General features: G+C 49.4%; 31 protein-coding genes and 1 tRNA gene. 21 read left to right on the forward strand and 11 right to left on the reverse strand.

Annotated elements, in window-relative coordinates; translation table 11 throughout:
* The 5 genes from KK062_RS06265 to KK062_RS06285 all read right to left on the reverse strand — a co-directional run.
* Positions 1 to 571, reverse strand: a 571-nt coding sequence (locus KK062_RS06265; RefSeq protein ID WP_254083407.1) for an efflux RND transporter permease subunit, incomplete at its 3' end; no start/stop codon positions are given.
* A gap of 102 nt (positions 572 to 673) precedes the next feature.
* A complete protein-coding gene (locus tag KK062_RS06270) occupies positions 674 to 1858 on the reverse strand; it encodes an efflux RND transporter periplasmic adaptor subunit (protein ID WP_254083408.1) in 1185 nt (394 codons plus the stop codon).
* A gap of 324 nt (positions 1859 to 2182) precedes the next feature.
* Positions 2183 to 3052 carry a helix-turn-helix domain-containing protein gene (locus tag KK062_RS06275; protein WP_254083409.1) on the reverse strand — a complete coding sequence of 290 codons (870 nt, stop codon included), beginning with the start codon at positions 3050 to 3052 and terminating at the stop codon, positions 2183 to 2185.
* A gap of 290 nt (positions 3053 to 3342) precedes the next feature.
* A complete protein-coding gene (locus tag KK062_RS06280; RefSeq protein ID WP_254083410.1) occupies positions 3343 to 3990 on the reverse strand; it encodes a rhomboid family intramembrane serine protease in 648 nt (215 codons plus the stop codon).
* Positions 3991 to 3999: 9 nt separating this feature from the next.
* Positions 4000 to 4461, reverse strand: a complete 462-nt coding sequence (locus KK062_RS06285; protein WP_254083411.1) for a MaoC family dehydratase — start codon at positions 4459 to 4461, stop codon at positions 4000 to 4002.
* Between the two features lie 75 nt (positions 4462 to 4536).
* On the opposite strand from KK062_RS06285, the gene KK062_RS06290 reads away from it, so the two are divergent.
* The 6 genes from KK062_RS06290 (at position 4537) to KK062_RS06310 (ending at position 8071) form a co-directional block, all read left to right on the forward strand.
* Entirely contained in the window at positions 4537 to 4971 is a 435-nt protein-coding gene (locus KK062_RS06290; protein ID WP_254083412.1) for a hypothetical protein, read from the forward strand.
* Positions 4972 to 5000: 29 nt separating this feature from the next.
* Complete coding sequence (locus KK062_RS06295; protein ID WP_254083413.1) at positions 5001 to 5774, forward strand: TatD family hydrolase; 774 nt, start codon at positions 5001 to 5003, stop codon at positions 5772 to 5774.
* Positions 5775 to 5824: 50 nt separating this feature from the next.
* Entirely contained in the window at positions 5825 to 6886 is a 1062-nt protein-coding gene (locus KK062_RS06300; RefSeq protein WP_254083414.1) for an asparaginase, read from the forward strand.
* Positions 6887 to 6936: 50 nt separating this feature from the next.
* Positions 6937 to 7024, forward strand: a tRNA-Ser gene (locus tag KK062_RS06305).
* Positions 7025 to 7350: 326 nt separating this feature from the next.
* Entirely contained in the window at positions 7351 to 7710 is a 360-nt protein-coding gene (locus KK062_RS31230) for a TOTE conflict system archaeo-eukaryotic primase domain-containing protein (RefSeq protein ID WP_438835846.1), read from the forward strand.
* Positions 7598 to 8071: a hypothetical protein gene (locus tag KK062_RS06310; protein ID WP_254083415.1), complete on the forward strand. Its 474-nt coding sequence runs from the start codon at positions 7598 to 7600 to the stop codon at positions 8069 to 8071. Before KK062_RS31230 ends, KK062_RS06310 begins: the two co-directional genes overlap by 113 nt.
* A 486-nt stretch (positions 8072 to 8557) precedes the next feature.
* On the opposite strand, the gene KK062_RS06315 is transcribed toward KK062_RS06310, so the two are convergent.
* The 5 genes from KK062_RS06315 to KK062_RS06335 all read right to left on the reverse strand — a co-directional run bounded on the left by KK062_RS06315 (position 8558) and on the right by KK062_RS06335 (position 12920).
* Positions 8558 to 8755: a DUF8506 family protein gene (locus KK062_RS06315; RefSeq protein ID WP_254083416.1), complete on the reverse strand. Its 198-nt coding sequence runs from the start codon at positions 8753 to 8755 to the stop codon at positions 8558 to 8560.
* Positions 8742 to 9365 carry an ATPase gene (locus tag KK062_RS06320; protein WP_254083417.1) on the reverse strand — a complete coding sequence of 208 codons (624 nt, stop codon included), beginning with the start codon at positions 9363 to 9365 and terminating at the stop codon, positions 8742 to 8744. The genes KK062_RS06315 and KK062_RS06320 overlap by 14 nt, the downstream gene beginning before the upstream one ends.
* 861 nt (positions 9366 to 10226) lie before the next feature.
* Positions 10227 to 11111, reverse strand: a complete 885-nt coding sequence (locus tag KK062_RS06325) for a pirin family protein (RefSeq protein WP_254083418.1) — start codon at positions 11109 to 11111, stop codon at positions 10227 to 10229.
* Positions 11112 to 11151: 40 nt separating this feature from the next.
* On the reverse strand, positions 11152 to 12174 hold the full coding sequence (locus KK062_RS06330; RefSeq protein WP_254083419.1) for an LLM class flavin-dependent oxidoreductase: 1023 nt from the start codon (positions 12172 to 12174) through the stop codon (positions 11152 to 11154).
* 92 nt (positions 12175 to 12266) lie between these two features.
* On the reverse strand, positions 12267 to 12920 hold the full coding sequence (locus KK062_RS06335; protein WP_254083420.1) for an isochorismatase family protein: 654 nt from the start codon (positions 12918 to 12920) through the stop codon (positions 12267 to 12269).
* Positions 12921 to 13295: 375 nt separating this feature from the next.
* Here KK062_RS06335 and KK062_RS06340 point away from each other — a divergent pair, with 375 nt between their 5' ends.
* The 5 genes from KK062_RS06340 (at position 13296) to KK062_RS06360 (ending at position 15311) form a co-directional block, all read left to right on the forward strand.
* Entirely contained in the window at positions 13296 to 13880 is a 585-nt protein-coding gene (locus tag KK062_RS06340; protein WP_254083421.1) for a Crp/Fnr family transcriptional regulator, read from the forward strand.
* A gap of 188 nt (positions 13881 to 14068) precedes the next feature.
* Positions 14069 to 14302, forward strand: a complete 234-nt coding sequence (locus KK062_RS06345; RefSeq protein WP_254083422.1) for a (4Fe-4S)-binding protein — start codon at positions 14069 to 14071, stop codon at positions 14300 to 14302.
* On the forward strand, positions 14302 to 14604 hold the full coding sequence (locus KK062_RS06350) for a GNAT family N-acetyltransferase (protein WP_254083423.1): 303 nt from the start codon (positions 14302 to 14304) through the stop codon (positions 14602 to 14604). The genes KK062_RS06345 and KK062_RS06350 overlap by 1 nt, the downstream gene beginning before the upstream one ends.
* Positions 14601 to 15014 carry an OsmC family protein gene (locus KK062_RS06355; RefSeq protein WP_254083424.1) on the forward strand — a complete coding sequence of 138 codons (414 nt, stop codon included), beginning with the start codon at positions 14601 to 14603 and terminating at the stop codon, positions 15012 to 15014. Before KK062_RS06350 ends, KK062_RS06355 begins: the two co-directional genes overlap by 4 nt.
* 135 nt (positions 15015 to 15149) lie before the next feature.
* Complete coding sequence (locus KK062_RS06360; RefSeq protein WP_254083425.1) at positions 15150 to 15311, forward strand: hypothetical protein; 162 nt, start codon at positions 15150 to 15152, stop codon at positions 15309 to 15311.
* A gap of 3 nt (positions 15312 to 15314) precedes the next feature.
* Here the strand turns inward: KK062_RS06360 and KK062_RS06365 are convergent, their stop codons facing one another.
* Complete coding sequence (locus KK062_RS06365) at positions 15315 to 16349, reverse strand: SGBP N-terminal domain-containing protein (RefSeq protein WP_254083426.1); 1035 nt, start codon at positions 16347 to 16349, stop codon at positions 15315 to 15317.
* A gap of 200 nt (positions 16350 to 16549) precedes the next feature.
* Between KK062_RS06365 and KK062_RS06370 the strand changes: the two genes are divergently transcribed.
* From KK062_RS06370 to KK062_RS06415, 10 genes are all read left to right on the forward strand, one after another.
* Positions 16550 to 16819 (forward strand): hypothetical protein, encoded by a 270-nt coding sequence (locus KK062_RS06370; protein ID WP_254083427.1) that lies wholly within the window; start codon positions 16550 to 16552, stop codon positions 16817 to 16819.
* A gap of 33 nt (positions 16820 to 16852) precedes the next feature.
* Positions 16853 to 17332: a DUF2975 domain-containing protein gene (locus tag KK062_RS06375; protein WP_254083428.1), complete on the forward strand. Its 480-nt coding sequence runs from the start codon at positions 16853 to 16855 to the stop codon at positions 17330 to 17332.
* A 3-nt stretch (positions 17333 to 17335) separates the two neighbouring features.
* Positions 17336 to 17548, forward strand: a complete 213-nt coding sequence (locus KK062_RS06380) for a helix-turn-helix domain-containing protein (RefSeq protein ID WP_254083429.1) — start codon at positions 17336 to 17338, stop codon at positions 17546 to 17548.
* A gap of 343 nt (positions 17549 to 17891) precedes the next feature.
* Entirely contained in the window at positions 17892 to 18347 is a 456-nt protein-coding gene (locus KK062_RS06385; protein ID WP_254083430.1) for a MarR family winged helix-turn-helix transcriptional regulator, read from the forward strand.
* Positions 18348 to 18372: 25 nt separating this feature from the next.
* Positions 18373 to 20994, forward strand: a complete 2622-nt coding sequence (gene ppsA, locus KK062_RS06390) for a phosphoenolpyruvate synthase (RefSeq protein WP_254083431.1) — start codon at positions 18373 to 18375, stop codon at positions 20992 to 20994.
* Between the two features lies 1 nt (position 20995).
* The gene (locus KK062_RS06395) at positions 20996 to 21409 is read left to right on the forward strand and encodes a nucleoside deaminase (protein WP_254083432.1); all 414 of its coding nucleotides are present in this window, start codon (positions 20996 to 20998) and stop codon (positions 21407 to 21409) included.
* 361 nt (positions 21410 to 21770) lie between these two features.
* The gene (locus KK062_RS06400) at positions 21771 to 22088 is read left to right on the forward strand and encodes a hypothetical protein (RefSeq protein ID WP_254083433.1); all 318 of its coding nucleotides are present in this window, start codon (positions 21771 to 21773) and stop codon (positions 22086 to 22088) included.
* Positions 22089 to 22101: 13 nt separating this feature from the next.
* Entirely contained in the window at positions 22102 to 23016 is a 915-nt protein-coding gene (locus KK062_RS06405; protein WP_254083434.1) for a helix-turn-helix domain-containing protein, read from the forward strand.
* A 107-nt stretch (positions 23017 to 23123) separates the two neighbouring features.
* A complete protein-coding gene (locus KK062_RS06410; protein ID WP_254083435.1) occupies positions 23124 to 24644 on the forward strand; it encodes a sensor histidine kinase in 1521 nt (506 codons plus the stop codon).
* Entirely contained in the window at positions 24644 to 25324 is a 681-nt protein-coding gene (locus KK062_RS06415; protein ID WP_254083631.1) for a LytR/AlgR family response regulator transcription factor, read from the forward strand. Before KK062_RS06410 ends, KK062_RS06415 begins: the two co-directional genes overlap by 1 nt.
* The last annotated feature ends 27 nt before the right edge of the window (positions 25325 to 25351 follow it).

The raw sequence follows: 25351 nt of genomic DNA on the forward strand, positions 1-25351 counted from the left end.
GCTTCAGCCAGATGCGCATGGAATAATCTTTCGAGCCGAACACCATGGCCTGCCCGACGCCGTTCACCCGTTGGATCTGGGGAATGAAGTTAATCTTGGCATAGTTCTGCAAGAATGTTTCGTCGTACAGCGGGTTGTCGCTCATGAGGTTGGCCACCATGATCATGCTGTTCTGCTGCTTTTGCGTGTTGATACCGGCTTGTACTACTTCTGCCGGCAGCAGGCTGGTAGCTTTTGACACACGGCTTTGCACGTTTACGGCAGCCAGGTCGGGGTTTGTGCCCAACTTGAAATATACTGTCAGCGCCATGGTGCCGTCGTTGTTCGACGTAGAGGTCATGTAGGTCATGTCCTCGACGCCGTTCACGGCTTCTTCAATGGGCGTGGCGACGGAGCGGGCCACCACTTCGGCGTTGGCGCCGGGGTAGTTTGCCTGCACCTGAATGCTGGGCGGGGCGATGTCGGGGAACTGCGTCACCGGCAGTTGAAGCAGCGAGAGCACCCCCAGCAGCACGAGTATGATTGAGATGACCGTTGCCAGTACCGGTCGTTCGATAAATGTCTTTAACATAAGAAGCGTTATTAAAAGGTACGTATAGGTCCTGCCGGGCCTGCTTCGATGAGAAGCAAGCCCGCTAAGCGGCCGGTTGGCCGGCAGGGTATAACGGTGTGATTAAATAGGTTTTGTTTTCAGCAAGCTGTCGAGCGTAATGTGCTGCGGTGCGATCAGTGCACCGTCGCGCAGGCGGCTCAGGCCTGAGTATACGATCTTTTCACCCGGCTTCAGCCCCTCGTCTACAAAGTAATATGTAGCGCTTTGGTCCTTGATGTGGATCGGGCGGCTGGCTACTTTGTTGCTATCGGAGACGACAAACACCAGCACCTTGTCCTGTAGCTCGAACGTTGCCTCCTGCGGCACTACCAGTGCTTGCGCATGGTTGCGTGGGATGCTGACGCGGCCGGTGTTACCCGAGCGGAGCAGACCGGCAGCATTGGGGAACGTAGCGCGGAAGGTGATGGCACCCATGGTCTTGTCAAACTGACCTTCGACCGTGCTCACGACGCCCTTTTCAGGGTATACTGTGTTGTCGGCCAGGATCAGGTTGACGGGTGGCAGATTCTTGAGCTTCTCTTCCAGCGTGGCGCCCGGCACCTGCTCTTTGAACTGCAGGAAGTCGACTTCGCTCAGCGAGAAGTAAGCATAGATATCTTTTACATCCGACAGGACCGTGAGCGGCAGGTCTTCGCCACGGCCCACGAGGCTCCCGAGCTTGTAGGGAATGTGGCCGATGTAACCGCTTACCGGTGCTTTGATCAGCGCATAGCCGGCGTTGATCTCGGCGTTGCCCATCTGGGCACGGGCCTGGGCTACGTTTGCTTTGGCTGATTCGAGGCTGGCTTGTGCTGTCTGCAGTTGGATTTCCGAGATGACGTTGTTTTTCACCAGTGGCGTGAGGCGGTCAACTTCCAGTTGGGCTTTCGACTCGTTGGCTTGTGCAGCCTTCAGCGATGCCGTGGTGTTGGCTACCTGCTCGCGGTAGGGGCGGTCGTTGATGCGGAACAATGGCTGACCGGCTTTAACGTATTCGCCTTCGTCTATAAAGATCGTCTCCAGGTAGCCTGCTACCTGCGGACGGATCTCGACGTTCACCTTGCCTTCCAGCGTAGCGGCATACTCACGATGTGTGGTAGTGGCTATGTTGGCGACAGTCAATACGGGCAGGGTAGGGGTGGGCATTTGCATCATGCCGCCATCGTTGCCCGACGACGAGGTACAGCTGTTTAATATGGCGACGAGTGCCATGCTCCCGAGCATGGTGACTCCGGTGGTTGCAAGTGGGTTCAATAAACGTTTCATACTTCCTTCTTTTAGATATGTATCAATGTGGTTTCAGGTTCGTGAGGCAAGCTGGCAATGTGCCGGCGGGGCGGCCGGAGGTCATGCAGGCCGGTGTAGCAGAGCAACCGGCGCGGAGGGCATAACGCGCAGGGTATACTACGCTTTCGGATCGGCCGTATGACGGCGACACGGGAATGCGTGGTGGATCAACATAATCTGACTTACACGCAAAACCTCTGTAAAAGGTTTTATCGGTAGTAGATTATTGTGCATTCTTGCCAGGTTGATCATGAAGCAAAAGTATTACACTCCATGCCAGCAAACATTTACCTAATCATGGCATTAATTGTACTTTTCGCGGATCGTGCGTTGGTATAGATACGGCGTATGGCCCGTGTGTTTTTTAAAGAATCGATTGAAATACGAATCGTCTTCAAACTTCAGCTGCCAGGCAATCTCCTTCATGGAGTAGTTCCCCCAGAATAACAAACGTTTGGCCTCCGTCAGGCGCTTTTCGTCGATTACCCGTTTGGCCGTCTTGCCAACGGTTGTTTTGATCACCTCATTCAGATGGCCGGGCGTTACATATAGCATGTCAGCATACTCGGCCACCATAGTCTTCTCACGAAAGTGTGTATCGACCTGATATTTAAATTGACGTACCAGTTTATTCTGTGTGGAATCCATCTGCATCACTGGCACACTGATGCTCTGCAAACGTGCGCAACAGATAATAAAGGCATTCAGGAGATTTCGGATCAGGCTGTCTTTCTGTGGTTTGTTCGCGGCAAACTCCTCTTCCATCAGGCGTGCATAGACCAACAGCTCTTCCATGGTCGACGCATCGAGATCCTGAATTACGTGACCAAACATACATTCCCAGCACGCCATCCATCCCTGCACCTCGCCCATCAGGAAGTCTCTGTTAAAGGAGATGAACTGCAACTCGGCATCGTAGGACTTGACATACTGGTGCACTTGCTCCGGACTCATGGAGATCAGCGCCGGTGCTTCGATATAATACTTTTCGAAGTCGATGAACTTCTCGATTGCGCCTCTTGTCAATAAGATGAGCGAATACCCTTCGTTCCGATGCGGCTCCTGGAAATCGGTGAAGTCGTCATCCGGCTCGCACCGGGAGATACCAAAGTTGGTACCACCGGAGCACGTCATGAGATTATAGACAGGAATGATCGTGTCGGTGAGGTTCATGGAAGGGTGTGTATAATGGGCCATCGGACTTCGGTTTCGGGGACTGAATCCTGTATTACAACGAAACGGGTGCTAAAAGTTCGGTCTTTTGGCTGAATTTGTATAGAAAACACATCCGGCCCTACAAAAGACACCCCCTGTGTGTCAAACGATGTCACCTATTTTGGGTCATATACAGGCTGACGGCTGTTCGCTTCACGCAGAGTTCACGCACGCTTCATACAGAAACTGTTACCAAGACAACCATCGTCGTGGAGACCCTTAAAACAGGGCCTTGTTTTTTATTGTGGTTAGTCGAACATCCGCCAGCTCTTGAGCTGTTCGATGAACTCGGGCAGCACGCGCGGGTACAGCACAATGCAGAAGACCATGCCGAACAACGCACCATAGAGGTGGGCGTCGTGGTTGATGTTGTCTTTTGCCTTCTTCCCCTGATACCAGGAGAACACCAGGTAGGCTGTGCCCATGATAAACCCCGGGAAGCAGAATGCGAAGTATATGCAGATATCTTCTAACGGCAGAAAGATCACAAATGCAAAGATCACCGATGCGACACCACCCGAAGCACCCAGGGCATTATACCTGGGATTGTCCTGGTGTTTAAAGAATGTGGGGATGTCGGATACAACTATACCGAGGAGGTATAATGCCACGAAGTATACATAACCCAGGGGTCCGAATACAACCAAAAACACACTTTCCATAGCTGTACCAAAAAAGTACAGCGAGAACATGTTGAAGATAATGTGTATGTGGTCGAGGTGAATAAACCCCGAGGTGATGAACCGGTAGTACTCGCGCCGGTGTTTGACGCGGTACGGGTTCATGATAAGCTTGTTCAGAAAGTCGGGCCGTTCAAAAGCGTAGAAACTTATGATAACGGTCAGGCCGATCAGTACATTGGTAACAGTAAGAAGCGAGTCGAGATTGACGTTCAAGTCAGTGCGTTATTTGAAGTGGTACAGGAAGATGATCGACGCCGTAAACGCCGGCTTCGGATTGTCTTTAATTTCGAGGGTAGCCAGCAGCTGCGCTTTGGTAATGCCGCGCAGGTCGGCAAGCGACTCGAGTGTTACTTTCAGGCGCACTTCGTTGTCGACGATGACGGGCTGGGCGAACTTCAACTTTTCGATGCCGTAGTTTACCAGCATTTTGACGTTGTTGATCTCGGCGATTTGATCCCACAGGTAGGGGATGATCGACAGGGCCAGGTAGCCGTGGGCGATCGGTTTTTTGAACGGGCCTTCCGCCGCCCGCACGGGGTCGGTATGGATCCACTGGTGGTCGAGGGTAGCTTCCGCAAATTTATTGATCTGTTCCTGGGTGATCTTCAGATAGTCTGAGTAGCCCAGGTCTTTTCCGATGTGTTGTTCGAATTCCTGGAAGCTGCCAATGACAAGTTTGCTCATACGGTTAGAATAGGATAATGCGAGCGAAAGTAGAGATTTCCGGGAAATAATGCGAAATTTGTTGGATTTGTAAGTATGGCGAGTACCGTAAACACCCCATTTGTCAGGTCGGCGGCCGTGCCGGAGGTACCAGTAAAGCCCAGCCCCGCCGTCGATACCGAGATCCTGGCGGCCATCGCGCCCGAGACGCTGGAGGATTCCTACGTGTACGTGCACTGCTATTTTGAGAACGAATCGGAGGAGATGCTGATCCGCATCTGGCGGACCACCTACCTGGTGGATCGCGACACGGGATCCCGTTCCAGCCTGGTGCATGCCGAAAACATTTCCTATGCCCCCATGTGGACGGCCATCCCGCGGGTTGGCACCTACAACTTCCTGCTCATTTTTTCGGCCCTGCCCAAGGCGTGTACGATGTTCGACCTGGTAGAGGAGGTACCGCAGCCTGGCGGTTTCCACGTACAAAACATCGCCCGTAACCAGCAGGATGTTTACCACGTCGATATTTAATCACCCCGCATTTTCCACCCGAGTATGCCATGGATTATTATATAGATACCCACGCACACCTCTATGCCAAAGCCTTCGTCCCGGACCGTACCGACGTGCTGGCGCGGTGTGAAGAAGCAACGATCGGCCGGGTGTATATGCCCAACATCGATCACACTTCCATAGACGATATGCTTGAATTGGAAAGCCGGTCGGGAGGCCGCTGTCTCTCTATGATGGGCCTGCACCCTTGTTATGTAAAGAAGGACTTTGAGCGTGAGCTGTACATTGTCGAGGAGTGGCTCGCCAAGCGCAAGTTTGTTGCTGTGGGCGAGATCGGTACAGACCTGTATTGGGACAAGACTTTCTGGGAGCAACAAAAGGAGGCCTTCACCATCCAGGTGAACTGGGCCAAAAAATATAACCTGCCCATCATCATTCACTGCCGTGAAAGTGTCGACGAGACAATCGAGCTTGTAGAGGGGCTCGCGGACGGTAAGCTGACGGGTATATTTCATTGCTTTTCGGGGGACGCCGCTCAGGCCGAGCGCGTCACCAGAATGGGATTCCTACTAGGCATTGGTGGCGTCGCTACCTATAAGAACGGAGGCCTCGATGCCGTGCTGCCCACTGTCGGGCTAGAGCACCTTGTGTTGGAGACCGATTGCCCTTACCTGGCCCCGGTGCCGTACCGGGGTAAGCGCAACGAGCCGTCGTATATACCGCTGGTAGCGCACCGCATGTCGGAGATTATGAAGATACCGGTAGAGCAAATACAGGCGGCCACCACCGCCAATGCCCTGAAGCTTTTCCACCCTGTCTGACAGGCCCCTGACGCAAACAACCCAAACAACCAGCATACACCACCGCCAACATGAATTTAAAAAAGATAAGCATAAACGCTGCCTTGCCGGAGAAGGCGCGTTCCCGGATATTGATCATTTATACCGGGGGAACCTTCGGCATGACCTATGACAAAGACGGCGTGCTCATCCCTTTTGACTTTGCTTCCATCCTCGAACATCTGCCGACGCTCAAGAACCTGTCGCTGGAGATTACTGTCGTATCGTTTGAGATACCGATCGATTCGTCCAACATCAACCCGGGCCACTGGCAAGTGATCGGCGAGGTCATTAAAGACAACTACGACCAACACGACGGCTTCGTGGTGCTACACGGTACCGATACGATGGCCTTCACGGCCTCGGCCATTAGCTTTATGCTGGAGGGCCTGCACAAGCCGGTGATTTTTACCGGTGCTCAGTTGCCGATTGCCGAGCCCCGGTCTGACGCCCGCGAGAATCTCATTACTTCGCTCGACATTGCCTCTGCCCGTCGCAACGGTGAGCCGCTGGTAAACGAGGTTTGTATTTACTTTGACTATGTGCTGCTGCGTGGCAACCGGACCAAGAAGGTTGAAAGCATGCAGTTCGATGCGTTCAACTCGGGTAACTACCCGCCGCTGGCCAAAGCCGGCGTAAAGATCGATTACAACTTCTCGGCTATGGCTGTTGTGTCGCCGTCGTCGCTGACGCTGCGCAAGTCGTTTGAAACGAATATTTCCATTCTGAAGCTGTTCCCGGGCATCAGTCAGGAGATCGTGCATGCTATTCTAAGCATTCCCGGCCTGAAGGCTGTGGTCATGGAAACCTATGGTTCCGGTAATGCCCCCACGCTGCCCTGGCTGACGGAAGAGCTGAAGCGGGCGATTGAAAACGGCGTAATCATCCTCAACATCTCGCAATGCCCGGGTGGCCGGGTGCTGCAGGGGCGCTACGAAACGAGCAAAAAGCTGCAGCAGATCGGTGTAATCGGCGGTGCCGACATGACCACCGAGGCGGCCGTAACCAAATTGATGCTGCTGATCGGCGAGTACGGTCCCGACCGTGCGCGTGAGCTGGTGGGTTTATCCCTGGCCGGAGAATTAACGGCCTGACCTTGCAAAACGCCAGAAATATTGATTTCTTTGCACCCCGTTCAACAAAAGGAGAGATGTCCGAGTGGTTGAAGGAGCACGCCTGGAAAGTGTGTATACCCCCAAAGGGTATCCAGGGTTCGAATCCCTGTCTCTCCGCATAAAGAAAGCCTGCAAATTTTAACAGTTTGCAGGCTTTTTTGCGACTGGTGGAATGGATATCGAACCTGGTTGGCACTGCTCAATGCAAATATATGATAATCAAATACTTGTAGTTAAGCCACTGCTGGGGAAATGATCTAATACAACATAGGTCAGTATTGTCTGCTGCGCTATTTTCGGGAACGATCAGTCCCTGATATACTTTGACTCTATAAGCTTGAAACAACGCGAAAAAAGGACAACCTTTATTTTTCGTATGTGGTCAGCCGATCAAATCAAATCTCTATAAATCTCTCTTCCGCGGCCGCGACGATGTTTTTGCCGTGCGCTGGGAGAAGGCCGGAAAGAGCGGCTATATACCTGCCTGCCGCTTCGATCCTTACCGGTACAGATTACATCAGATGCACGGGGGAACCTTCCAAAATTACACCGAGAAGGAATATTTGCCGTACGATAGTCACCAGGCGATTAAACACCTTGAAGGTGGTCACCTGGCAGGGATCTATCCCCTCATGCAGGACAATACATCTTGGTTTATAGCAGCCGATTTTGATAAACAATCGTGGGTTGATGATTGCCGGAAATTCATTCAAGCTTGCCGCAGCAAGAATATACCTGCATATTTGGAACGATCGCGGTCGGGTAACGGAGTTCCTGAAATCTGTCACACGAATTGGATCTGAGGCACTGGATGAACTGGATACATCGTTGGCTGGCATTGAAGAATCCAGTACTCAGGTTCAACCCGGGAATTTGGTCATTACGCTCGGCAATAACATCTCGATCAATCGAGATTATCGTGATTATAAGATTGATTACCTCGAAAGGCTTTTTCAGAAAAGGAATGTGCATTATAAAAGATTCGTAAAAGAAGGACCTTTGTTTGATTTTTATGAGCCAGTCACAACTAGCGATAAATCATTCTCTATTGAGAACCAGGTCCAGATTCCAATCGAGCATCTGGAATTTAAGTTTGGGATAGTCGCGTTCAAATATCAATCAGAGCAGTTTAAGATGATCTTGATAGGATCGATCGTGAGATAATAGAAGGCGTTCGCTTTCGATTTTTATTAGAGAATATTTTAAAGCGGCATCCGGAGACTCATCAGGCTAACCTTCTGGATATTCAACAAGTTCAGACCAACGTGGTAGATTCACAGGCGTTGTACAATTCACCTGATGATTTGCTGAATGAAATTTTGGGAGACCTTAGATACAGAGGAGGCTACCTATATTTGGCATGTAGACAAGAGCGTATCTACCCTCCGAGATGCTTTGAAACAGATCGACGACGCATTGGGAGTAATTCGACAGAAAGGTCGTCAGGCATTTATTGATGGTGTTACATCCAACTTTAGTCGCGTTCTTCACGATTACTCAGATCCAATGAAAGGATTCATTTTATGGCGAGACGCGCTGGAAGAACGTTTAATCTGACAAAGGAGATTTTAGTCGCTTTGGACGTGCAGGTCTCGATCATATCTGATGCCCTTTAGACACCAGTTTTTATAATGCCTTGCAGCCAGGAGGCTATTGCAGGGGATTTTTGTTTATGCGCACCTGCGGAAGCAAATCCTTCGCTGGCACCTTCTTCACCTCTCCATTAACCGAGATAACCAGAGAGCCTCCGATGGCTGCATTCTCCTCCACGAGCTTGCGTGTTGCATCGTTCATCCCCTGCAATATGTCCTTAAAAAGCCCCGTCAATTCAGGTTTATCCTTTTCCATATCTCTTGCTTTGCTCTACGATTACATTCCAAAAATAGTCATTCCTAACAACATTTTTCCCCTCTTGATCCCCTGTCGCAATAGGCTCAATTACCACATTTGTGCTATTCACAACCATCCACCCATTCACCACGGGAATAAACAAATTAATCAGATTGAAAATTCCACGGTAATATCGACGCTCAATAACATCCCCGGGAATATTATGCCCACCCTTTGCAACGCGCGCAGCTACGCGCTCTTTCGCGGTCTGAGGTGAATCCAACCAGATGTACAACAGCGTTACTTTATATCCAAGCGACTGAGCTCTTTTAACCAATGACAAATAGCTCCTTGTCGCCAGCGTTGTCTCGATTGCAAAATCTACGTTCGCTCTCGTTAGCTCGTCAATCCGGGATAACATCAGTCTACCGGCCTCAACGGCAACCCCCTCCGGATTAAATGGAGACAGGCCCGCGGCAATACTGTCGGCGTTTACAAATTCCTTGCAATTAAGTAATCCAGGAAAAATTGTGAAGCTGGCAGTAGTCTTACCTGCGCCGTTGCATCCGGCTATGATATAAAGATTAGGCAATGAGTCTTGTTTTTCTTGCAAAATCGATAAACGCATCTAAACAAACAAAATCCCCTGTCTGTCCCTGAGGGGCAAAAACGAGATTGACCCAAGGCGGTTTGAAAATCTATCGTAAACCAGCGAAAAATGTCTCAAATTCGATTCAAATGAGGTTTTTCCTAATAATCACCCTGTACAACAGTCTCAAGTCGTCCACACAAGGTTCGAGATTTTGCCGGTCCTCCCCGCCAATTAAACAAAAACGTCCCAGGCAAGGCCTGGGACGTTTTTGTTTAAGGAGAGTTCGTCCGGTGTTTCACTTGAGCGACCTCTCTTTAAGCGAAAACAACGTGAGGGTAGCGAACGGAACTCATTGGATTGAAGCCACGCCGGGGGGGACCATAGAGGAAAGAATTCAGCGTATGGACTGCCTTTTTATCCTACTTAGTGTTTCTTTAGTAATTCCCAGATAAGATGTAATGTGGTGCTGAAGGGAGCCGTTGCGTACAGCACAGTTGGTTACAGCGTATGAATTTTTTTTTAAGGCTATCCAGTTAACTGTCAAAGTAAAAATTGACGAGGTGATAATAAAAGATGACATCTCATTTGTCCGGACACATTCAAATGGAACTACACTCCTCCGACAAGAGAAACTATCTCTGCAGAAAACAGGGAGTTCTTCTTATTAAGAAAGGAACAAGACGAGTGGAGAATTGCGCGGTATATTTTTAACCAACCTAGGTAGTTTGACAAAGATCTGTCGATAACCAGGGTTCTCCAAAATGAAAGCTGACGAATAATGTTCGTCAGCTTTCATGCGAGTTTGAGCGGGTGCGATGTAATTGTCCATGAGTCAAAATACGTAGTGAGTTCTTTACCGGTTTGATCAGCTTGTAAAAAAACGGTGTCAGTCTTGGCTTACTGTGTTTTAGATCTTTGTTTTTCGTAATCGATCGTTCCGTAATCGCCATTATAAAAATCCTGATAGGCATTGGCAATATCCAACTTGGAATTCATGACGAATGGCCCTTCTTCGAAAATGGGTTCCTGATAGGTCTCGCCGCCGAACAATAGAAGGTCACAGGCTTCGCTGTTTTGGTTGCGTATCTCTATACTTCCTTCCTTTCGGTCGAACTCGACAAAGTCACCGTCGTTGAAATCTTCATCGTTGATCGTGGCAGACATCGTGGGCAGATAAGCAGCTACCTCCAGTTTATCCGCTATGTTGATAGTAAAAACAGCATCCTGCTCCAGGTGGATATGATAGAGGAATTGTTCTGAATAATTAGGGATCGGGGCGCTTAAATCCTCAAAAGAACCAACGATAATTTTGATCCAGCCGTTTTTATCGGGTAAGGTTTTGTAGGGCACTTCATTGCCTTCAATAGCTAAATATTCTGGCTTTTCAGATTTTATTTTTGCCGGCAGGTTGATCCAGAATTGGAAGGCATGGATCAGTTTGGAATCCGTCCGGGAATCATAATTCAACGTTTCGTCGTGGATGATACCCTTACCTGCCTTCATCCATTGAATTCCGCCCGAATGAACCATGGCATAGTTCCCGGCACTGTCGAAATGCTCGTCCTCGCCATTCAGGATGTAAGTCAATGTGGCAATGCCCCGGTGCGGATGCGCGCCGGTACCTTCCTTATTGATGGTCGTTTGGATCGTAGGAACGATATGATCGAGGAATACAAATGCGCCCACGGCGTGCGCGTATCTGTTAGCCAGTATGCGGTATATTTTAAGGTCGCCTATATCTGCTCTTTGTCCCTGAGTAGAAAAGCTGCTTTTCTTTTTCATATTAAATATTTGTGGTGAACGGTTTAAATTACTGTGGCTATCAGCCGTTTTTTCTGATCTGTGGGATCACGTTCGAACCGATCAGTTCAATGGCCCGCATGGACTGCTGGTGAGTAAGGCCGGCAATATCCATCTGAAACATAAAACGGTCTACGCCTCCAAGTGCTTGGCTATGGCGCAATAGCTTTGCTTTGACCGTTTCCGGCCCGCCAACGACAAGAACGCCTTTTTCCGATACCAGTTCGTCGAACTGACTTCTTGTAACAGGAGGCCAGCCGCGTTCGCGGCCTATTTTGGTCCATGATTCCTTATAGCCCGGATAATAGTCATCGATTGCTCTCTGGTCGTCCACACCGACATAGCCCGGTGAGTGCAGTCCTACCCTCAATTCCTCTGGTTTAAATCCAGCTTCTTCACCAGACTTTCTGTAGAGATCGACCAGCGGACGAAACCGCTCTGTCTCGCCGCCGATGACGGCCACCATTAAGGGAAGCCCAAGCATACCGGCACGTACAAATGATTGCGGCGTTCCGCCCACACCCACCCAGACAGGTAGCTTCTCCTGAAGCGGTCGCGGGTAAACCGGCTGATCTTTCAGTTCTGACCTGAACTTACCCGACCAGGTAACGAACTCTTCGTCCCGGATCTGTAGCAGCAGTTTTAATTTCTCTATGAACAAGGCGTCATAATCCTGCAGGTTATACCCGAAAAGGGGAAATGCTTCTGTGGAGGAACCACGGCCGGCCACGATCTCCGCACGTCCTTTGGAAATGATGTCGAGGGTGGCGAATTGCTGAAACACTCTTACAGGATCTGAAGCGCTCAGTACGGTCACTGCACTCATCAGCCGGATCTTTTTGGTTCGGGCTGCCGCCGCTGCCAGGATCACTGCGGGAGCCGAGTCCAGAAACTCTTTTTTATGGTGTTCGCCGATGCCGAAAACGTCCAGTCCGGCCACATCTGCCGCCACTATTCTATCCAGCAGTTGCTCCATCGTATCAACGCTGCTCAGCTCACGGCTGCTATACATTGCCGAGGCGAAACTGTCTATACCTATTTCCATGTTATTCTCCTTTGATCTTTTAATTAACCGGATGGATAAACAAACGCGACACCCTGAGATCGATCAAGGTGTCGCGTTTTCAAGGGTCCTGACTATTGCGCAGGGACAGGTGTATTTAACAGTTGTTGCTCCCAAAGAAATGCCACGCCGCTTGCGCCGCCATGTTCTACCAGGATATTTGCAAGTCCAAGTCCCGTTTGGGTGCGAGCGTGGTCGCGCTGCCATTCCGAAACCACGGCTATCCAGTTGATCGGCGTGATATCGTGTGCCTCCATACGACGTACGGCCATATCGTGAGCTTCCACTGAAACCGCTCCGCAGGCGTCTGTAACGACATATACATCATAACCTTCGCCTGCAGCCTGGATCGCAGGCATAGCCACACAGATCTCCGTGTAGAGCCCCGCAATGATCAGTTGCTTGCGGCCGGTTTTGGTTACTACGTTGGTAACGTTTGTGTCCTGCCAGGTATTGATAAAAGTACGGTTGATGGGCTTTTGGTCTGGGAATACGTCCTGGATCTGTTTGAGGAGTGATCCTCCGCGTTCTTCGATGACCGTGGTAAGAATGGTGGGTACGTTGAACAATTTTGCCGCTTTAGCAAGTCCGGCGGCAGCGTTGATGATCGCCTGCGGATCATGGCTGTTCAGGTTTGTGAACTGAAAAGGCTGGTGATCGATCAGTACGACGACGCTATCTTCCGGACGCAGGAGGGCCTCAAGGCCCCTTTTTACATTTTTTGACATTGTTTGATAGTTGTATAATTAATGAATAATCGAAAAATTGCGATGCGCTTAAGAGCCCATGTTCGTTAAAATGCTCTTTGTTGTTTCGTATGTCTTGTCCCTGGTCGTCATTTCGGTTGGCTGTATGGAATGGCCGAAAGGATGTTTGTGACGTGGATCACGGAAAGAAAAGAAGGACACGGATCTCATGATAATTCTTGTTTGTTTGTGACAACGCAAATTTCATGATCCTGATAGATCAGAAAGATGACATATGTAGCAAAAGAATGTAGATAATTGTCGATGAAATTCCTGGAACACGCGCGGCGGCGCAAGTGGTCCATCTTATACGACGATCAATAATATTTAATATTTAAAAAGGTACTGGAGGTTTATATGTACAACGCTTTTTTTGACTATCTGAAAAAATTCAGTTCTGAACCGCTTTCAGACGGGGAAAAGGCATTAATCAGACGGACATTTACTCCGTTCAAATTACGGAAAAGACAATTTTTGCTCCAGGCTGGGGACCAGTGTAAATATTTCGCATTTATCGTAAAAGGTGCGATGCGCATGTATTCCGTGGATGACGGCGGAATTGAACACGTTGTACGGCTGGGTGTTGAAGAATGGTGGATGGGTGACCGGGAAAGTTTTGTGGAGTTGACGCCAAGCCGCTATCATATCGACGCCTGGGAGCATTGCGAACTGCTTTATGTGACCAGGGAAGGTACGATAGAACTACAGAATAAGATACCGGCGTTCTGTGAAATGAAAATGAGGCTTGACGAGCGCAATATGATGGCCAACAACCGGCGTCTCACCTCCACTATAAGTTCTTCGGCAGATAAGCGTTATACCGATTTTGTAGAATGTTATCCTGAACTTTCTCAACGTTTTCCGCAGCACATCATTGCATCCTATCTCGGTATCAACAAGGATACGCTAAGCCGCGTCAAACGTCTGCACAATCTGAAATAGATACTTCTCGTCCTTGCCCTACCAGAAAGTAGACTTTTGTCTACTACTTTTTGCGATAAATATCATCTTCCTCTTTTAGCCCGGTTGCAGACATTTGCGTGTCAACGTATACGATTGTCACGCAAGGCGCCAGGTTCGCTCTCCGTGCCCTTTTTATAGGTTTGGCGACGATCTATAATGAGCACGCTATGGAAACACTTACATATCAGAACGGGGAAATAACGATCCTCTGGAAACCAAAAACATGTATTCATGCGGGCATCTGTGTCCGGACGCTGCCTCAGGTTTATGACCCGAAGGCACGCCCCTGGATACGACCGGAAAATGCCACGACCGAGGAACTGATCGATCAAGTCGCCAGCTGTCCTTCGGGGGCATTGACCATTCTACAGGATGTTGCGGAAAACAACACTAAAGCTTAATGGAAAGGACGACAGTAGCTTTTGAAGGCCGTGCTTACGGCGAAGTGCAGCTCTTTACAGATGAGGTCAAAGCCGGGAAAATGGACATCGCCATCACAAACGGAAGATTGACAGTATTCCACACGGAAGTATATCCCGAGTTTGAAGGTCGGGGGTTCGCAAAATTGTTGCTCGAAAAGCTGGTCAGCTATGCAAAGGAGAAAGATCTGAAGATCGTACCACTTTGCCCGTATGTGAATGTACAGTTCCGACGTCACCCCGCGCAATACGAGGATGTCTGGGAAAAAGACTGGCATCCATGAAATATATGTTGGAGACGCCGATCAGCGGGGTGATCGGGACCGATAAGTATAAAACTGCTATTCACTGGAGGAATGGCGTACTGATTACGGACGAACCTGAAAAACTGGGCGGAAAGGATGTTGGCCCGGATCCATACACGCTTTTACTGTCATCTCTTGTTTCCTGCACACTGGCGACACTGCGGATGTATATCGATCATAAAGGTCTGGAGATCCCGGAGATCGAGGTTGAGGCCAATATGTTCCACCGGATCGGGAGCAATGGTGTAGTCCTGCGCATCGACCGTAAGATCGACATTAAGAATGTGGGGGATCCGGAGCTACAGCAAAGGCTGATCCGGATTGCGGAGGATTGTCCTATTTCCAAGATCCTGAAAGGGAACATCAACATCCAGACGGAATTTAAGTGAGAGGCAAGGCAAATGAATTAAAGATCTTTGTATTGGCAGGCCGAGCGCGCAGCATAAGAACGGATTCTTTCTCGCTTGGGTACCAGCATTCAAATTTAAGATCAGAACAAATGCTATAACTGATAGGCAATAACGATGCACGAAAACCTGCTGCTGATCCTGGGACTTCTTTTTATTGTGATGCTGCTGGTCATGCTAGCTCAAAAGATCCGCATCGCCTATCCGATCCTTTTGGTGCTGGCCGTGACCAAAAAAAGGCAACCCCACCGGGTTGCCTTTTTTGTATCGATAGTATGATCACTATCGGCAGTCGTATGCATAGGTCTCGGCGGAGCCTTCATTGAAAGTTCGTGTCAGGGGGAGACCATCTTCATTGTACGTGTACGTGACTACCTGCGTATCTTCGTTGAATGTAAGTTGCGTGAAATTATTTTTATTAAACGACTGGCCGTAGAAGACGTCGAATTCCCAGTTCCCCAGGCCCACCTGGGCGTGCGGGTTGGGTTTGTCGTCGTATTCGATGTCGTAAGTAAATTGCACCTCATCGCTGTCTGCGTACAAGTCTATATGCGTAATATTGTCGTTGGTATAGGTAAATACGGCAGAATCCTGTCGTGCACCGTCTTGTTCTACGGAATGGTCGCCATAGCCGGTAACGCGTTCGCCGTCAAGGTAGAAGATTACGTAACGCGCGGCTTCGAAATCGGTCTCGTCAGGGTGGTAGGTTACGGTAATCGTGCCCGTGGCGTAGGTGTAAAGGGTGTATTCGATTAATTCGTCGTCGCTGAAAGTGTCGACGCGGCTGAGCTTTCCATCCGTATATTCATACTCCGTGCGGATTTCCGGAAAAGTTTCTTGAATATAGGTGACGGTGGCGACGGTGTTGTCGGTATTGTAGGTGATATAGTTCATGAAAGAATTGGCACCCGGCAGCTCGGTTGGATAACAAACGAGCTCCGCTTCTTCTACCGTAACGGTTACCGTGTAAGTTTGTTGACTATCGTCTTCGGCGGTTACGGTGTAGGTAACGGGGTTGGTGAAGTTTTGCGCCGCGCCGGAAGCCGGCGAGATACTGGCGTCTTCTGAAATTTCGATCGTGGGAACAAGTGCCGTTACAACCGTGCCTGCCGGTACCGTAGCAGCAATGGTTTTGGTCGTAGCGTTGATCGTGGCCGTTACGTTCGGCGTAAGACCGAGGAATTTAAACGAAGTAATGTTTTTTTCGGAGCTTTCCGGATCTGTCGGGGGAGTATCGTCATCATCGGAACATTGCATGCTGACTGCGGCAACCGCCGCCAGGATAGCATAACAGAGGAGTCTTTTGTGTAGGTACATAACTTTAGGGGTTATAAGTAGTACCTCTAAGATACTTAAAAAGCTAGCGTTTTCGTGCCTAGAAAAACAGGCGCATTTTATAAAAGAAAGTATCAACCAGACACGTATTCCGCAGGGACAAACGCCGGGCAACATCGGGAACCAGGTCGATCTGTTAGTCTGGCCGCCGGTAATTGGGGTCAGGGCCTGTGGGGCATCCGATGGCCATCAGCGGTACGAGCTTTGCCACCGAGGCACACGTGCAGGTATTTTTCGGCACCCTGCCCTGCGGTTGTGACCGGTGTTACGCCCGAGCGATTACCACGACGGTGCCGGTGGGCGCCAGCTCAAGAGACATCGGCGACCTTGTCATTTACCGGATTCTGGTCAATGGATATGCTAATGCTGCCGGGCCGTACAAAAACGGCTGTTTTTTCGGTATTATTCGTAATACGGCAAATATTTATTGTTTATCAGTAAATATTTATTAAATTCACATCAGAATGATAACCATAAAACAGTCTATGAAAAGAATTTCAACAGGATTTCTTCAGGCAGTCATCGTGCTTATCGGCATCGTGGTGCTTGCCGTTCTGATTCGGCTTCCCTTAACCGAGGGAAGAGCTGTAAACTTAGATTTGTTAAGCATTTACCTGGACCCGCTCATTTTGTATGGATACGCAACATCAATCGCCTTTTTTGTTGCGCTGTATAAGGCGTTCAAATTATTAGCGTACATAGGCCACAATAAAGTGTTCTCATCAGACTCTGTTGCGGCCTTAAAGAGCATAAAGTATTGTGCAATCGTGTTTAGTATTTTAATTGTGATAGCAGGACTATACATAATGTTATCCCATAATAAGGAGGACGACCCCGCGGGTTTTCTTGCCATTTGTATCGTGACTACGTTTGCTTCTATCGTCGTGGCAACTGCTGCGGCAATATTTGAGAAAATCTTGCAGAACGCCATCGATATGAAATCTGAGAATGATTTAACAATTTAAGCCATGCCAATCATTGTAAACTTAGACGTGATGATGGCAAAACGAAAAACTTCTCTGAATGAACTTTCCGAAAAAGTTGATTTGACATTATCTAACCTCTCTATCTTAAAGACAGGTAAGGCGAAAGCAATTCGCTTTAGCACCTTAAATGCAATTTGCAAAGCATTAGATTGCCAACCAGGGGACATTTTGGAATACGTAGATAACAGGGAATGATGAAAGTGAATGAAGAGAGCTTATTCGTCTCCAAATTTCAGGTATTGCCGCAACCGGGTAGTAAAATAATCTGTTTGGAGTGACATATATAATTCCTTATCGATCTACCAGATCCATTTCTGAAATATATCCGACCCGTACAAACGCCATTCATCCGTTAAAATCGTTAGCCTAATTGCTATCGATATACTTCCCTTCGCTGGTAGCTTACATATTTAGTCCTGACCTACGTCCCACAACCTGGTTTATAAGGCACTTCAACTCGTGGGTCTTTTCATTGTATTTGGATACGCGGGTTTATTTAATTATCTTTGTTACTAAGATATTTAATAAATAAGATATTATGGACAAGGACACGGTACGGCACATCCGCAAGCTGAGCCAACAGTATGCCTACATCTCTATTCAGATGCACGAGGCCATTGGGCGTAAGGCGGGGCTTTCGGGTACGGACCATAAGTACCTGGGCTTTTTAATCGAGAAGGGGCAGATGACGGCGGGAGAGCTCGCCACGCTCACGGGCCTAACGACGGGTGCTGTGACGGGGTTAATAGACAGGTTTGAAAAGAAGAAACTGGTAAAACGGCGGTTTGCGGAGGAGGACAGGCGGAAGGTTCTCATTGAGCCTAATACAAAAAATATCATGGCGCTTTTTGAACCGCTGTATAAGGAGTTTCGGAGTAATTCCGAAAAGTTGATTGCATCCTTTTCGGGGAAAGAGCTGAATGTGCTGGAGACCTATTTCTCCAGCGCCGTTAAAATAATGGAAGAGACAACGAACAAGGTCAACGATAGATAGAAGCTGAAACGTAAATACTTCAACTATGATCGGAGGGAGTTCATTTGTATTGAGTCTTCAGGAGAGTGACAGGACGAAGCTTGCCATCGTCGGCGGGAAGGGAGCAAACCTGGGGGAACTGAAGAAGATCGGAGGGATTCTCGTGCCGGATGGCTTTTGCATCACGACGGATGCTTTTACACGTGCGCTCGGTGAGAACTCCACGATCAAGGTGTTGCTGAATCGGTTGTCAACTTTCGGGGTGGCAGACCTGGATAAGATCCGTGGGGTTAGCGGTGAGATTCGTAGGATCATCGAAGGGGTAGCCCTTTCTCAGGATATTCGTGAAGAAATCACACGCTCCCTTTCCAGGTTTGACGAGAAAGAAGCCTTTGCTGTGCGGTCGAGTGCGACAGCGGAAGATCTGCCGACGGCGTCTTTTGCCGGACAGCAGGATACATACCTGAATGTTATCGGCGTCGAGGCAATCTTACGGCACATCAGCAAATGTTGGGCATCACTCTTTACAGCGCGTGCAGTACTATACCGTATTCAAAATGGTTTTGATCATCGAAAGGTGCATTTGTCGGTGGTAGTGCAAAGGATGGTTTCTCCGCAGGTGGCCGGTATCATGTTTACAGCCGACCCCGTTACGGGCAACAGGAAGGTCATATCCATCGACGCCAGTTTCGGCCTGGGGGAAGCGTTGGTCTCGGGTCTGGTACATGCCGACGTTTATAAAGTACGCGACGGCCAGGTAATCGATAAAAAGATAGGTGCCAAGAAGCTGGCTATTTATGCTTTTAAGGATGGCGGGACAAAAACGCAAGAGATTGAGCCCGCGAAGCAAAACACACAAGCCCTTACGGATGGGCAGATTTTGCGGCTGGCACACCTTGGCAGAGGGATTGAACAACACTTTGGCTACCCGCAGGATATTGAGTGGTGTTTGGCCGACGATAGAATCTATATTGTTCAGAGTAGACCGATTACAACATTATTTCCGGTTCCCGAAGAGAATGATCGGGAGAATCATGTGTATATATCCGTCGGGCATCAGCAAATGATGACGGACGCGATGAAACCCCTGGGGCTATCGGTGCGGCAGTTAACTTCTGCCGGCCCGATGGCTATTGCGGGAGGACGGATGTTTGTGGATGTTGCGGCCAGGTTGTCGTCACCGGCCACCCGGAAAGCGATACTGGATATGGCGGGCCAATTCGATCCACTTATAAAAGACGCCCTCATGACGATTCTTGAGCGGGATGATTTTATAAAATTACTGCCAGGCGACGAGCCCGCTAAAGGTAGTCGTGTTCTTTCGATGGCGGGCTTCCGTACGCAACTTGAAAATGATCCCGCCATTGCCGCTGGCCTGGTTGCCCGCAGCCAGGCATCGATAAAAGCCTTACAGGAAAACATTCAATCAAAATCAGGATCGGATCTGCTCGATCTTATTCGGGAGGATCTTGACCAATTGAAGACCAGTCTATTTGATTCGCAGAACATGGCCGCGATCATGGGGGCCATGGATGCTGCCGTCTGGATCAATGACAAGATGAACGAATGGCTGGGTGAAGTAAACGTAGCCGATACGCTGTCGCAGTCTGTGCCGAACAATGTCACTTCGGAAATGGGCCTGGCGCTGTTGGATGTCGCCGATGTGATCCGTCCGTATCCGGCGGTAATTGAATATTTACAACGTGCACACGGTAAAGATTTTTTAGATGAACTGGTGAATATCGCGGGAGGAGACGAGGCACGGAAGGCGGTCGATGCTTATCTGGAGAAGTACGGCATGCGGTGTGCCGGTGAAATCGATATTACGAGAACGCGGTGGCGTGAAGATCCCAGGATACTGGTTCCCCTGATTCTTAGCAACATCCGAAACTTTGCGCCCCAGGCCAGCCAACGTAAATTTGAACAGGGGCGGCAGGAAGCGTTGAAAAAAGAAGCGGAGCTGTTGAATCGACTTAAGCAATTACCGGACGGTGAACAAAAAGCCGAGGAGACAAAACGCATGATCAGCCTGGTTCGGAATTTTGCCGGCTATCGGGAGTATCCTAAATACGACATTGTGAGTCGTTATTTTGTGTATAAGCAGGCCTTGCTGCGGGAAGCGGAAGCCCTCATGTTAGCGAATGTTATTCACAACAAGGAAGATATAGCGTATCTCACGTTTGAAGAGCTGCACGAAGTTGTACGCCATCATGCACTGGATTATCAGGTCATCAAGAAGCGGAAGGATGACTACGAGCTGTATAAGAAATTGACACCCCCGCGGGTTATTACGTCGGATGGTGAAATCATTACGGGTACGTACAAACGGGAGAATCTTCCGCCGGGGGCGATTATCGGCCTGGCTGTTTCCTCAGGAATTGTAGAAGGGCGAGCACGCGTTATCGTAAAGATGGAAGATGCTGTTCTGGAAGATGGCGACATTTTAGTTACTCCGTTTACCGACCCTAGCTGGACGCCGTTGTTCTTATCGATAAAAGGACTGATTACTGAAGTGGGAGGATTGATGACTCACGGCGCGGTGATTGCGCGCGAATATGGTCTGCCTGCCGTGGTCGCGGTGGAGCATGCTGCCCGGTTGATTAAAGATGGGCAGAGAATTCGTGTGAACGGAACGGATGGATATGTAGAAATTTTAAAAAGCGAATAGAATGAACAACCATCAACGCTTTATGCAACGCTGTTATGAGCTTGCTGAGCTCGCCGCCCGGGAGGGCGAAAGTCCGGTAGGAAGCGTGATTGTAAAAGACGGCGTCATTATCGGCGAAGCGTATGAAAAAAGTCGTCAGCTAAAAGATATTACCCGGCACGCTGAGACATTGGCCATCCTGGATGCACGGCAGCGGGGCAGAAACTTAGAAGGCGTTACCATGTATACTAATGTGGAACCTTGCATTCTTTGTTCGTATGTTATACGCCACCACAAAATTGGTCATGTGGTCTTTGTGAAATATTCCGGTGAGCTCGGCGGGACTGTTGAACCGTTCAATGTTCTAACAGCGTCGTGCTTTAATTCTTGGGGGCTTCCTCCTGTAATCACCCAAGTTTCAGAAAGAGGATTATAAACGGGAAGGCAATACATCGGAAGTTGGAGGATATTAAGAACTTTAGGAATACGATGAATCACTGCGAGCCGTTATGTTTTCTAGGCACGACAATAGACTGTACGCAAGCATTGAGAATGCATGCAATACTATATGATTTAATATGCTGGATGGATCCAGACCTTGTCCGTTACTTTCAAAGTATTGATACTTGTGCGGCCAAAATAGCACAAATTGTGCGGACTTAGTTATCCAAATTCCGCTGTAATAAAGTCTAACTTCCCATTTAGACAATCGTCAATTAGCCTACAACAATCGTCATTCCGGCTACACCTTGCTCATCGCGCAGCGGTACCTTTGTGATACAAAATCACGATAGACCATGCGCAAGCAAACAAAAGAACTCTCCGCAATCGAGATTACATCGTTCTTACTGCAGACGGAGTTTTCCATGCAGGACTTTATTGAGGTCAATGTACCGATCGATGCCTGGCTAAAAGAGCAGCCTGGGTTTGTCTCCCGGCACATTGCTCAGGAAACGGATGGCCGTATTACGGATATGCTGCTGTGGGGAAGTGTCAGCCAGGGCACGCAGGCCATGCACCGGCTGATGGATGTCTTTCGTGACTCGCCTATTCACAGCATGATCGACCAGGGCACGGTGTCGTGGAACGTGATGCCCGTACGGCATCAGATTTAGCTACCTTTGTGCCGTGAAGACCGATCAACCCGTCTTGTTCGAATCGATTGCTGCGCTGCACCGGGCCGTTGGGCAGCCGGCGCCCCTGCATCCGCTGGTCAGCATCGTCAATTATGGCGAAGTCGGCGGCGACCTGTCGCACCTGGCGAGCGGTATGATCATGGGCTTTTACAAGATTTCCTTCAAGACGCGCTTTCGCGGCAGGATACGGTATGGCCAGGGATACTATGACTTCGAGGCGGGCGGTATGTCGTTCATTGCGCCCGGGCAGCTCATTCGCGGCGTAGACGAAGAGGCTGACTACGAAGGCATGTCGCTGCACGTGCATCCTGATCTGCTTCGGCCGTATGCGCTGGGTAAGGCCATCCGGAACTACGGTTTCTTTTCGTATACGGCAGCCGAGGCGTTGTATGTATCTGAAAAAGAGAAGGAGACCATCCTGACGGTTTTTGATCGTATTCAGGACGAGCTGAACGAACGGATCGACTCGTTTAGCCAGGACGTGATCGTAAACCAGATCGAGCTGCTGCTGAACTATAGCAATCGGTTCTATAACCGCCAGTTTATCACGCGTAAGGCGGTTAACAGCGATATACTCGGCCGGTTTGAGGAGCTTCTGGAGGTATACTTCCGGGATGAGAAAACCCTGATGACCGGCTTGCCGACCGTGCAATACCTGGCCGACCAGCTCAATCTATCCCCACGGTACCTGAGCGACCTGCTGCGATCGCTGACCGGCCAGAATACCCAGCAGCACATCCATAATAAGGTGATCGAAAAGGCCAAGGAATACCTGGTGGCCGGTCAGTTGACCGTGGCCGAGGTCGCCTACCAGCTGGGGTTCGAGCATTCCCAGTCGTTTAATAAGGTCTTTAAGAAAAAGACCAGCCAGACGCCCCTTGAATTCAGGCAAACGTTTAAAGGCTAGCCAACGGTAATTTTCCATCCCACGAAAGCAGGCATTCACCCCATTTGCTTGGTAGGCGGTGTCGGTCCCAGTATCTTTCGGATACTATTGGGAAATATATATACGGCATGTTAGAAAAGATCGATTTGAAACGAACGGAATTTTGGGCAGCCACGGTCCTGTACGCGTTTGCACTTATCCTGTTGCTGAGAGACGTATCCAACAGCAACATGGTACCGATATGGACACCGTATCGGGAGTTTTTTGAGGAAAACCACCTGCATTATTCGTACTCCAAAAATTATTTCTTTCCCCAGGTGGCCCGCCTAACCGGTTATTATGGTGCTTTCCTGCTCTGGAATTTTGTGATCACCCCGTGCCTGTTGGTGCGGCGTCGGATGATCTGGGGTATAATGTTGATCCCTGTGTTGCTCGGTGCTCTTTGGCTGTTGCTGACGTTTACGGACACCTGGCTGCGGAGTTACCTGTTTGAGATTAAGACGGCTGATTATGCGCATAACTTAATGATCAAGCAGAGTCTGGTGACTGCCGTGTGGGTCCTGATCGCACTGGCAGGCTATACGTTTGCCAAGCGGATCATAGCAAACGTGCTGGCGCGCATCGCTCAGTTGTTACCCCAATACAGTACAGTGGCCCAAAACATATTCCTGGCGCTGGTGGTGTGGGGAGCGGTGGGTGTAGGGATTGTTATGTTCATGCCGGTGACGAAAACCGTCATCCAGGGTATGGGCATTGTACTGTTCAGTATCTTTCTATATGGACTCTCCTTTACGATGCTTCTCGAAAACACGTTAAAGAAAGGTCTTTGGGCCTACCTGTTGAGGATTGCCGGCATTAGCATGGGCGCTGGCTTGCTCCTTTTTGTCGTGGGCGGTACGGGGTGGCGGCATCGTGATTTTATGCTGGTGACGGTGACCGCGAACGGATTCTTCCAGGTGTTTATATGCGCCCCGCTGTATTGGCTGATATATCAGCGTAGTCTGAGCGCGCGCCAGCAGCTCACATCGCTCCGGACGGCGCTGGGGAGCTCGTCGGCCAACCTGGACTTTCTGCGGTCGCAGATCAACCCACACTTTTTGTTCAATGCGCTGAATACACTTTACGGTACAGCGTTGCAAGAATCTGCTGAACGCACAGGGGAGGGCATTCAGCGCCTGGGTGATATGATGCGCTTTATGCTGCGCGAGAACATCCAGGAGAAAATACTGCTGGGGCGTGAGATCGAATACTTGCAAAACTACGTGGCATTGCAGACCCTGCGCATACAATCGTCCCCCGACATTACCATCTCGCAGCACATCGAAGACGACGTGCACGATCTGCACATTGCGCCCATGCTTCTGATCCCGTTTGTAGAAAACGCCTTCAAACACGGCATTAGCCTGCGTAAGCCGTCGCAAGTGGTCATCTCGTTGCAGATTCGAGAAGGTATATTATACTTCGACGTGCGCAATACCGTGCACGAAAAACAAGACCACGACATCGAGGCTGATAAGAATGGCATTGGATTGGAAAATGTACGACTACGACTGCAGCTGTTATATCCGCAAAAGCACGAGCTGGTTGTGCGCCAGACAGCCCTCGAGTTCTTTATTCACTTAACCGTTCGACTGACCGAAAAAGTATGATGATCGCCATTGCCGTTGACGACGAGCCCATAGCCCTGGATGTAGTAAGAAGCCTGGCGGCCAAGGTGCCCTTTCTGGAGTTGAAAGAATGTTTTACAGATGCTTTCAAAGCTATGGACTACCTGCAGCGCAATTCGGTGGATTTGTTATTCCTCGACATCAAAATGCCCGACATAACGGGTATAGATTTTCTGAAGAGCCTAAATAAAATGCCGTTGGTGATCTTTACCACGGCGTATTCCGAGCACGCCGTGACCAGCTTTGAGCTCGATGCGGTTGATTATTTACTCAAGCCTTTTTCTTTAGCGCGATTTATGAAGGCGTGTAACAAGGCTCATGAGCTCTATGGTTTTCGGAATGCGGGTAATAGTAAAGAGTATATGTTCCTCAAGACCGGCTACGAACAGGTGCGGGTGCTGTTTAGCGAAATTGAATACCTGGAAGCTGCCGGCAATTATATAACGTTCAAATTACATGACCGCGAGGTTGTGTCGCGCATGACCATGGTGGAGGTAGAGAATCTGCTGCCGACCGGCAAGTTTGTGCGGATACACCGCTCGTTTGTCATCGCCATTGCCAAAATAGAAAAGATCGAGCGACACCAGGTAACCCTGCGCGGCCGTGCACTGCCCGTGGGAGGCGCCTATTTGCCAAACCTGGAAGCAATCAGTAAGCAATAAAGATCTATACAGCCGGTCTCGCGAGAC

It is taken from the genome of Dawidia cretensis, from assembly GCF_018598175.1.
In the GTDB taxonomy this organism is placed as follows: domain Bacteria; phylum Bacteroidota; class Bacteroidia; order Cytophagales; family Cyclobacteriaceae; genus Ohtaekwangia; species Ohtaekwangia cretensis.

Excerpts from the sequence above, each read along its gene's own strand:
- KK062_RS06270 (WP_254083408.1), bottom strand. The coding sequence starts at position 1,858 with ATGAAACGTTTATTGAACCCACTTGCAACCACCGGAGTCACCATGCTC.
- KK062_RS06275 (WP_254083409.1), bottom strand. The coding sequence starts at position 3,052 with ATGAACCTCACCGACACGATCATTCCTGTCTATAATCTCATGACGTGC.
- KK062_RS06285 (WP_254083411.1), bottom strand. The coding sequence starts at position 4,461 with ATGAGCAAACTTGTCATTGGCAGCTTCCAGGAATTCGAACAACACATC.
- KK062_RS06290 (WP_254083412.1), top strand. The coding sequence starts at position 4,537 with ATGGCGAGTACCGTAAACACCCCATTTGTCAGGTCGGCGGCCGTGCCG.
- KK062_RS06295 (WP_254083413.1), top strand. The coding sequence starts at position 5,001 with ATGGATTATTATATAGATACCCACGCACACCTCTATGCCAAAGCCTTC.
- KK062_RS06300 (WP_254083414.1), top strand. The coding sequence starts at position 5,825 with ATGAATTTAAAAAAGATAAGCATAAACGCTGCCTTGCCGGAGAAGGCG.
- KK062_RS06310 (WP_254083415.1), top strand. The coding sequence starts at position 7,598 with ATGATTGCCGGAAATTCATTCAAGCTTGCCGCAGCAAGAATATACCTG.
- KK062_RS06315 (WP_254083416.1), bottom strand. The coding sequence starts at position 8,755 with ATGGAAAAGGATAAACCTGAATTGACGGGGCTTTTTAAGGACATATTG.
- KK062_RS06320 (WP_254083417.1), bottom strand. The coding sequence starts at position 9,365 with ATGCGTTTATCGATTTTGCAAGAAAAACAAGACTCATTGCCTAATCTT.
- KK062_RS06325 (WP_254083418.1), bottom strand. The coding sequence starts at position 11,111 with ATGAAAAAGAAAAGCAGCTTTTCTACTCAGGGACAAAGAGCAGATATA.
- KK062_RS06330 (WP_254083419.1), bottom strand. The coding sequence starts at position 12,174 with ATGGAAATAGGTATAGACAGTTTCGCCTCGGCAATGTATAGCAGCCGT.
- KK062_RS06335 (WP_254083420.1), bottom strand. The coding sequence starts at position 12,920 with ATGTCAAAAAATGTAAAAAGGGGCCTTGAGGCCCTCCTGCGTCCGGAA.
- KK062_RS06340 (WP_254083421.1), top strand. The coding sequence starts at position 13,296 with ATGTACAACGCTTTTTTTGACTATCTGAAAAAATTCAGTTCTGAACCG.
- KK062_RS06345 (WP_254083422.1), top strand. The coding sequence starts at position 14,069 with ATGGAAACACTTACATATCAGAACGGGGAAATAACGATCCTCTGGAAA.
- KK062_RS06350 (WP_254083423.1), top strand. The coding sequence starts at position 14,302 with ATGGAAAGGACGACAGTAGCTTTTGAAGGCCGTGCTTACGGCGAAGTG.
- KK062_RS06355 (WP_254083424.1), top strand. The coding sequence starts at position 14,601 with ATGAAATATATGTTGGAGACGCCGATCAGCGGGGTGATCGGGACCGAT.
- KK062_RS06360 (WP_254083425.1), top strand. The coding sequence starts at position 15,150 with ATGCACGAAAACCTGCTGCTGATCCTGGGACTTCTTTTTATTGTGATG.
- KK062_RS06365 (WP_254083426.1), bottom strand. The coding sequence starts at position 16,349 with ATGTACCTACACAAAAGACTCCTCTGTTATGCTATCCTGGCGGCGGTT.
- KK062_RS06370 (WP_254083427.1), top strand. The coding sequence starts at position 16,550 with ATGGCCATCAGCGGTACGAGCTTTGCCACCGAGGCACACGTGCAGGTA.
- KK062_RS06375 (WP_254083428.1), top strand. The coding sequence starts at position 16,853 with ATGAAAAGAATTTCAACAGGATTTCTTCAGGCAGTCATCGTGCTTATC.
- KK062_RS06380 (WP_254083429.1), top strand. The coding sequence starts at position 17,336 with ATGCCAATCATTGTAAACTTAGACGTGATGATGGCAAAACGAAAAACT.
- KK062_RS06385 (WP_254083430.1), top strand. The coding sequence starts at position 17,892 with ATGGACAAGGACACGGTACGGCACATCCGCAAGCTGAGCCAACAGTAT.
- ppsA (WP_254083431.1), top strand. The coding sequence starts at position 18,373 with ATGATCGGAGGGAGTTCATTTGTATTGAGTCTTCAGGAGAGTGACAGG.
- KK062_RS06395 (WP_254083432.1), top strand. The coding sequence starts at position 20,996 with ATGAACAACCATCAACGCTTTATGCAACGCTGTTATGAGCTTGCTGAG.
- KK062_RS06400 (WP_254083433.1), top strand. The coding sequence starts at position 21,771 with ATGCGCAAGCAAACAAAAGAACTCTCCGCAATCGAGATTACATCGTTC.
- KK062_RS06410 (WP_254083435.1), top strand. The coding sequence starts at position 23,124 with ATGTTAGAAAAGATCGATTTGAAACGAACGGAATTTTGGGCAGCCACG.
- KK062_RS06415 (WP_254083631.1), top strand. The coding sequence starts at position 24,644 with ATGATCGCCATTGCCGTTGACGACGAGCCCATAGCCCTGGATGTAGTA.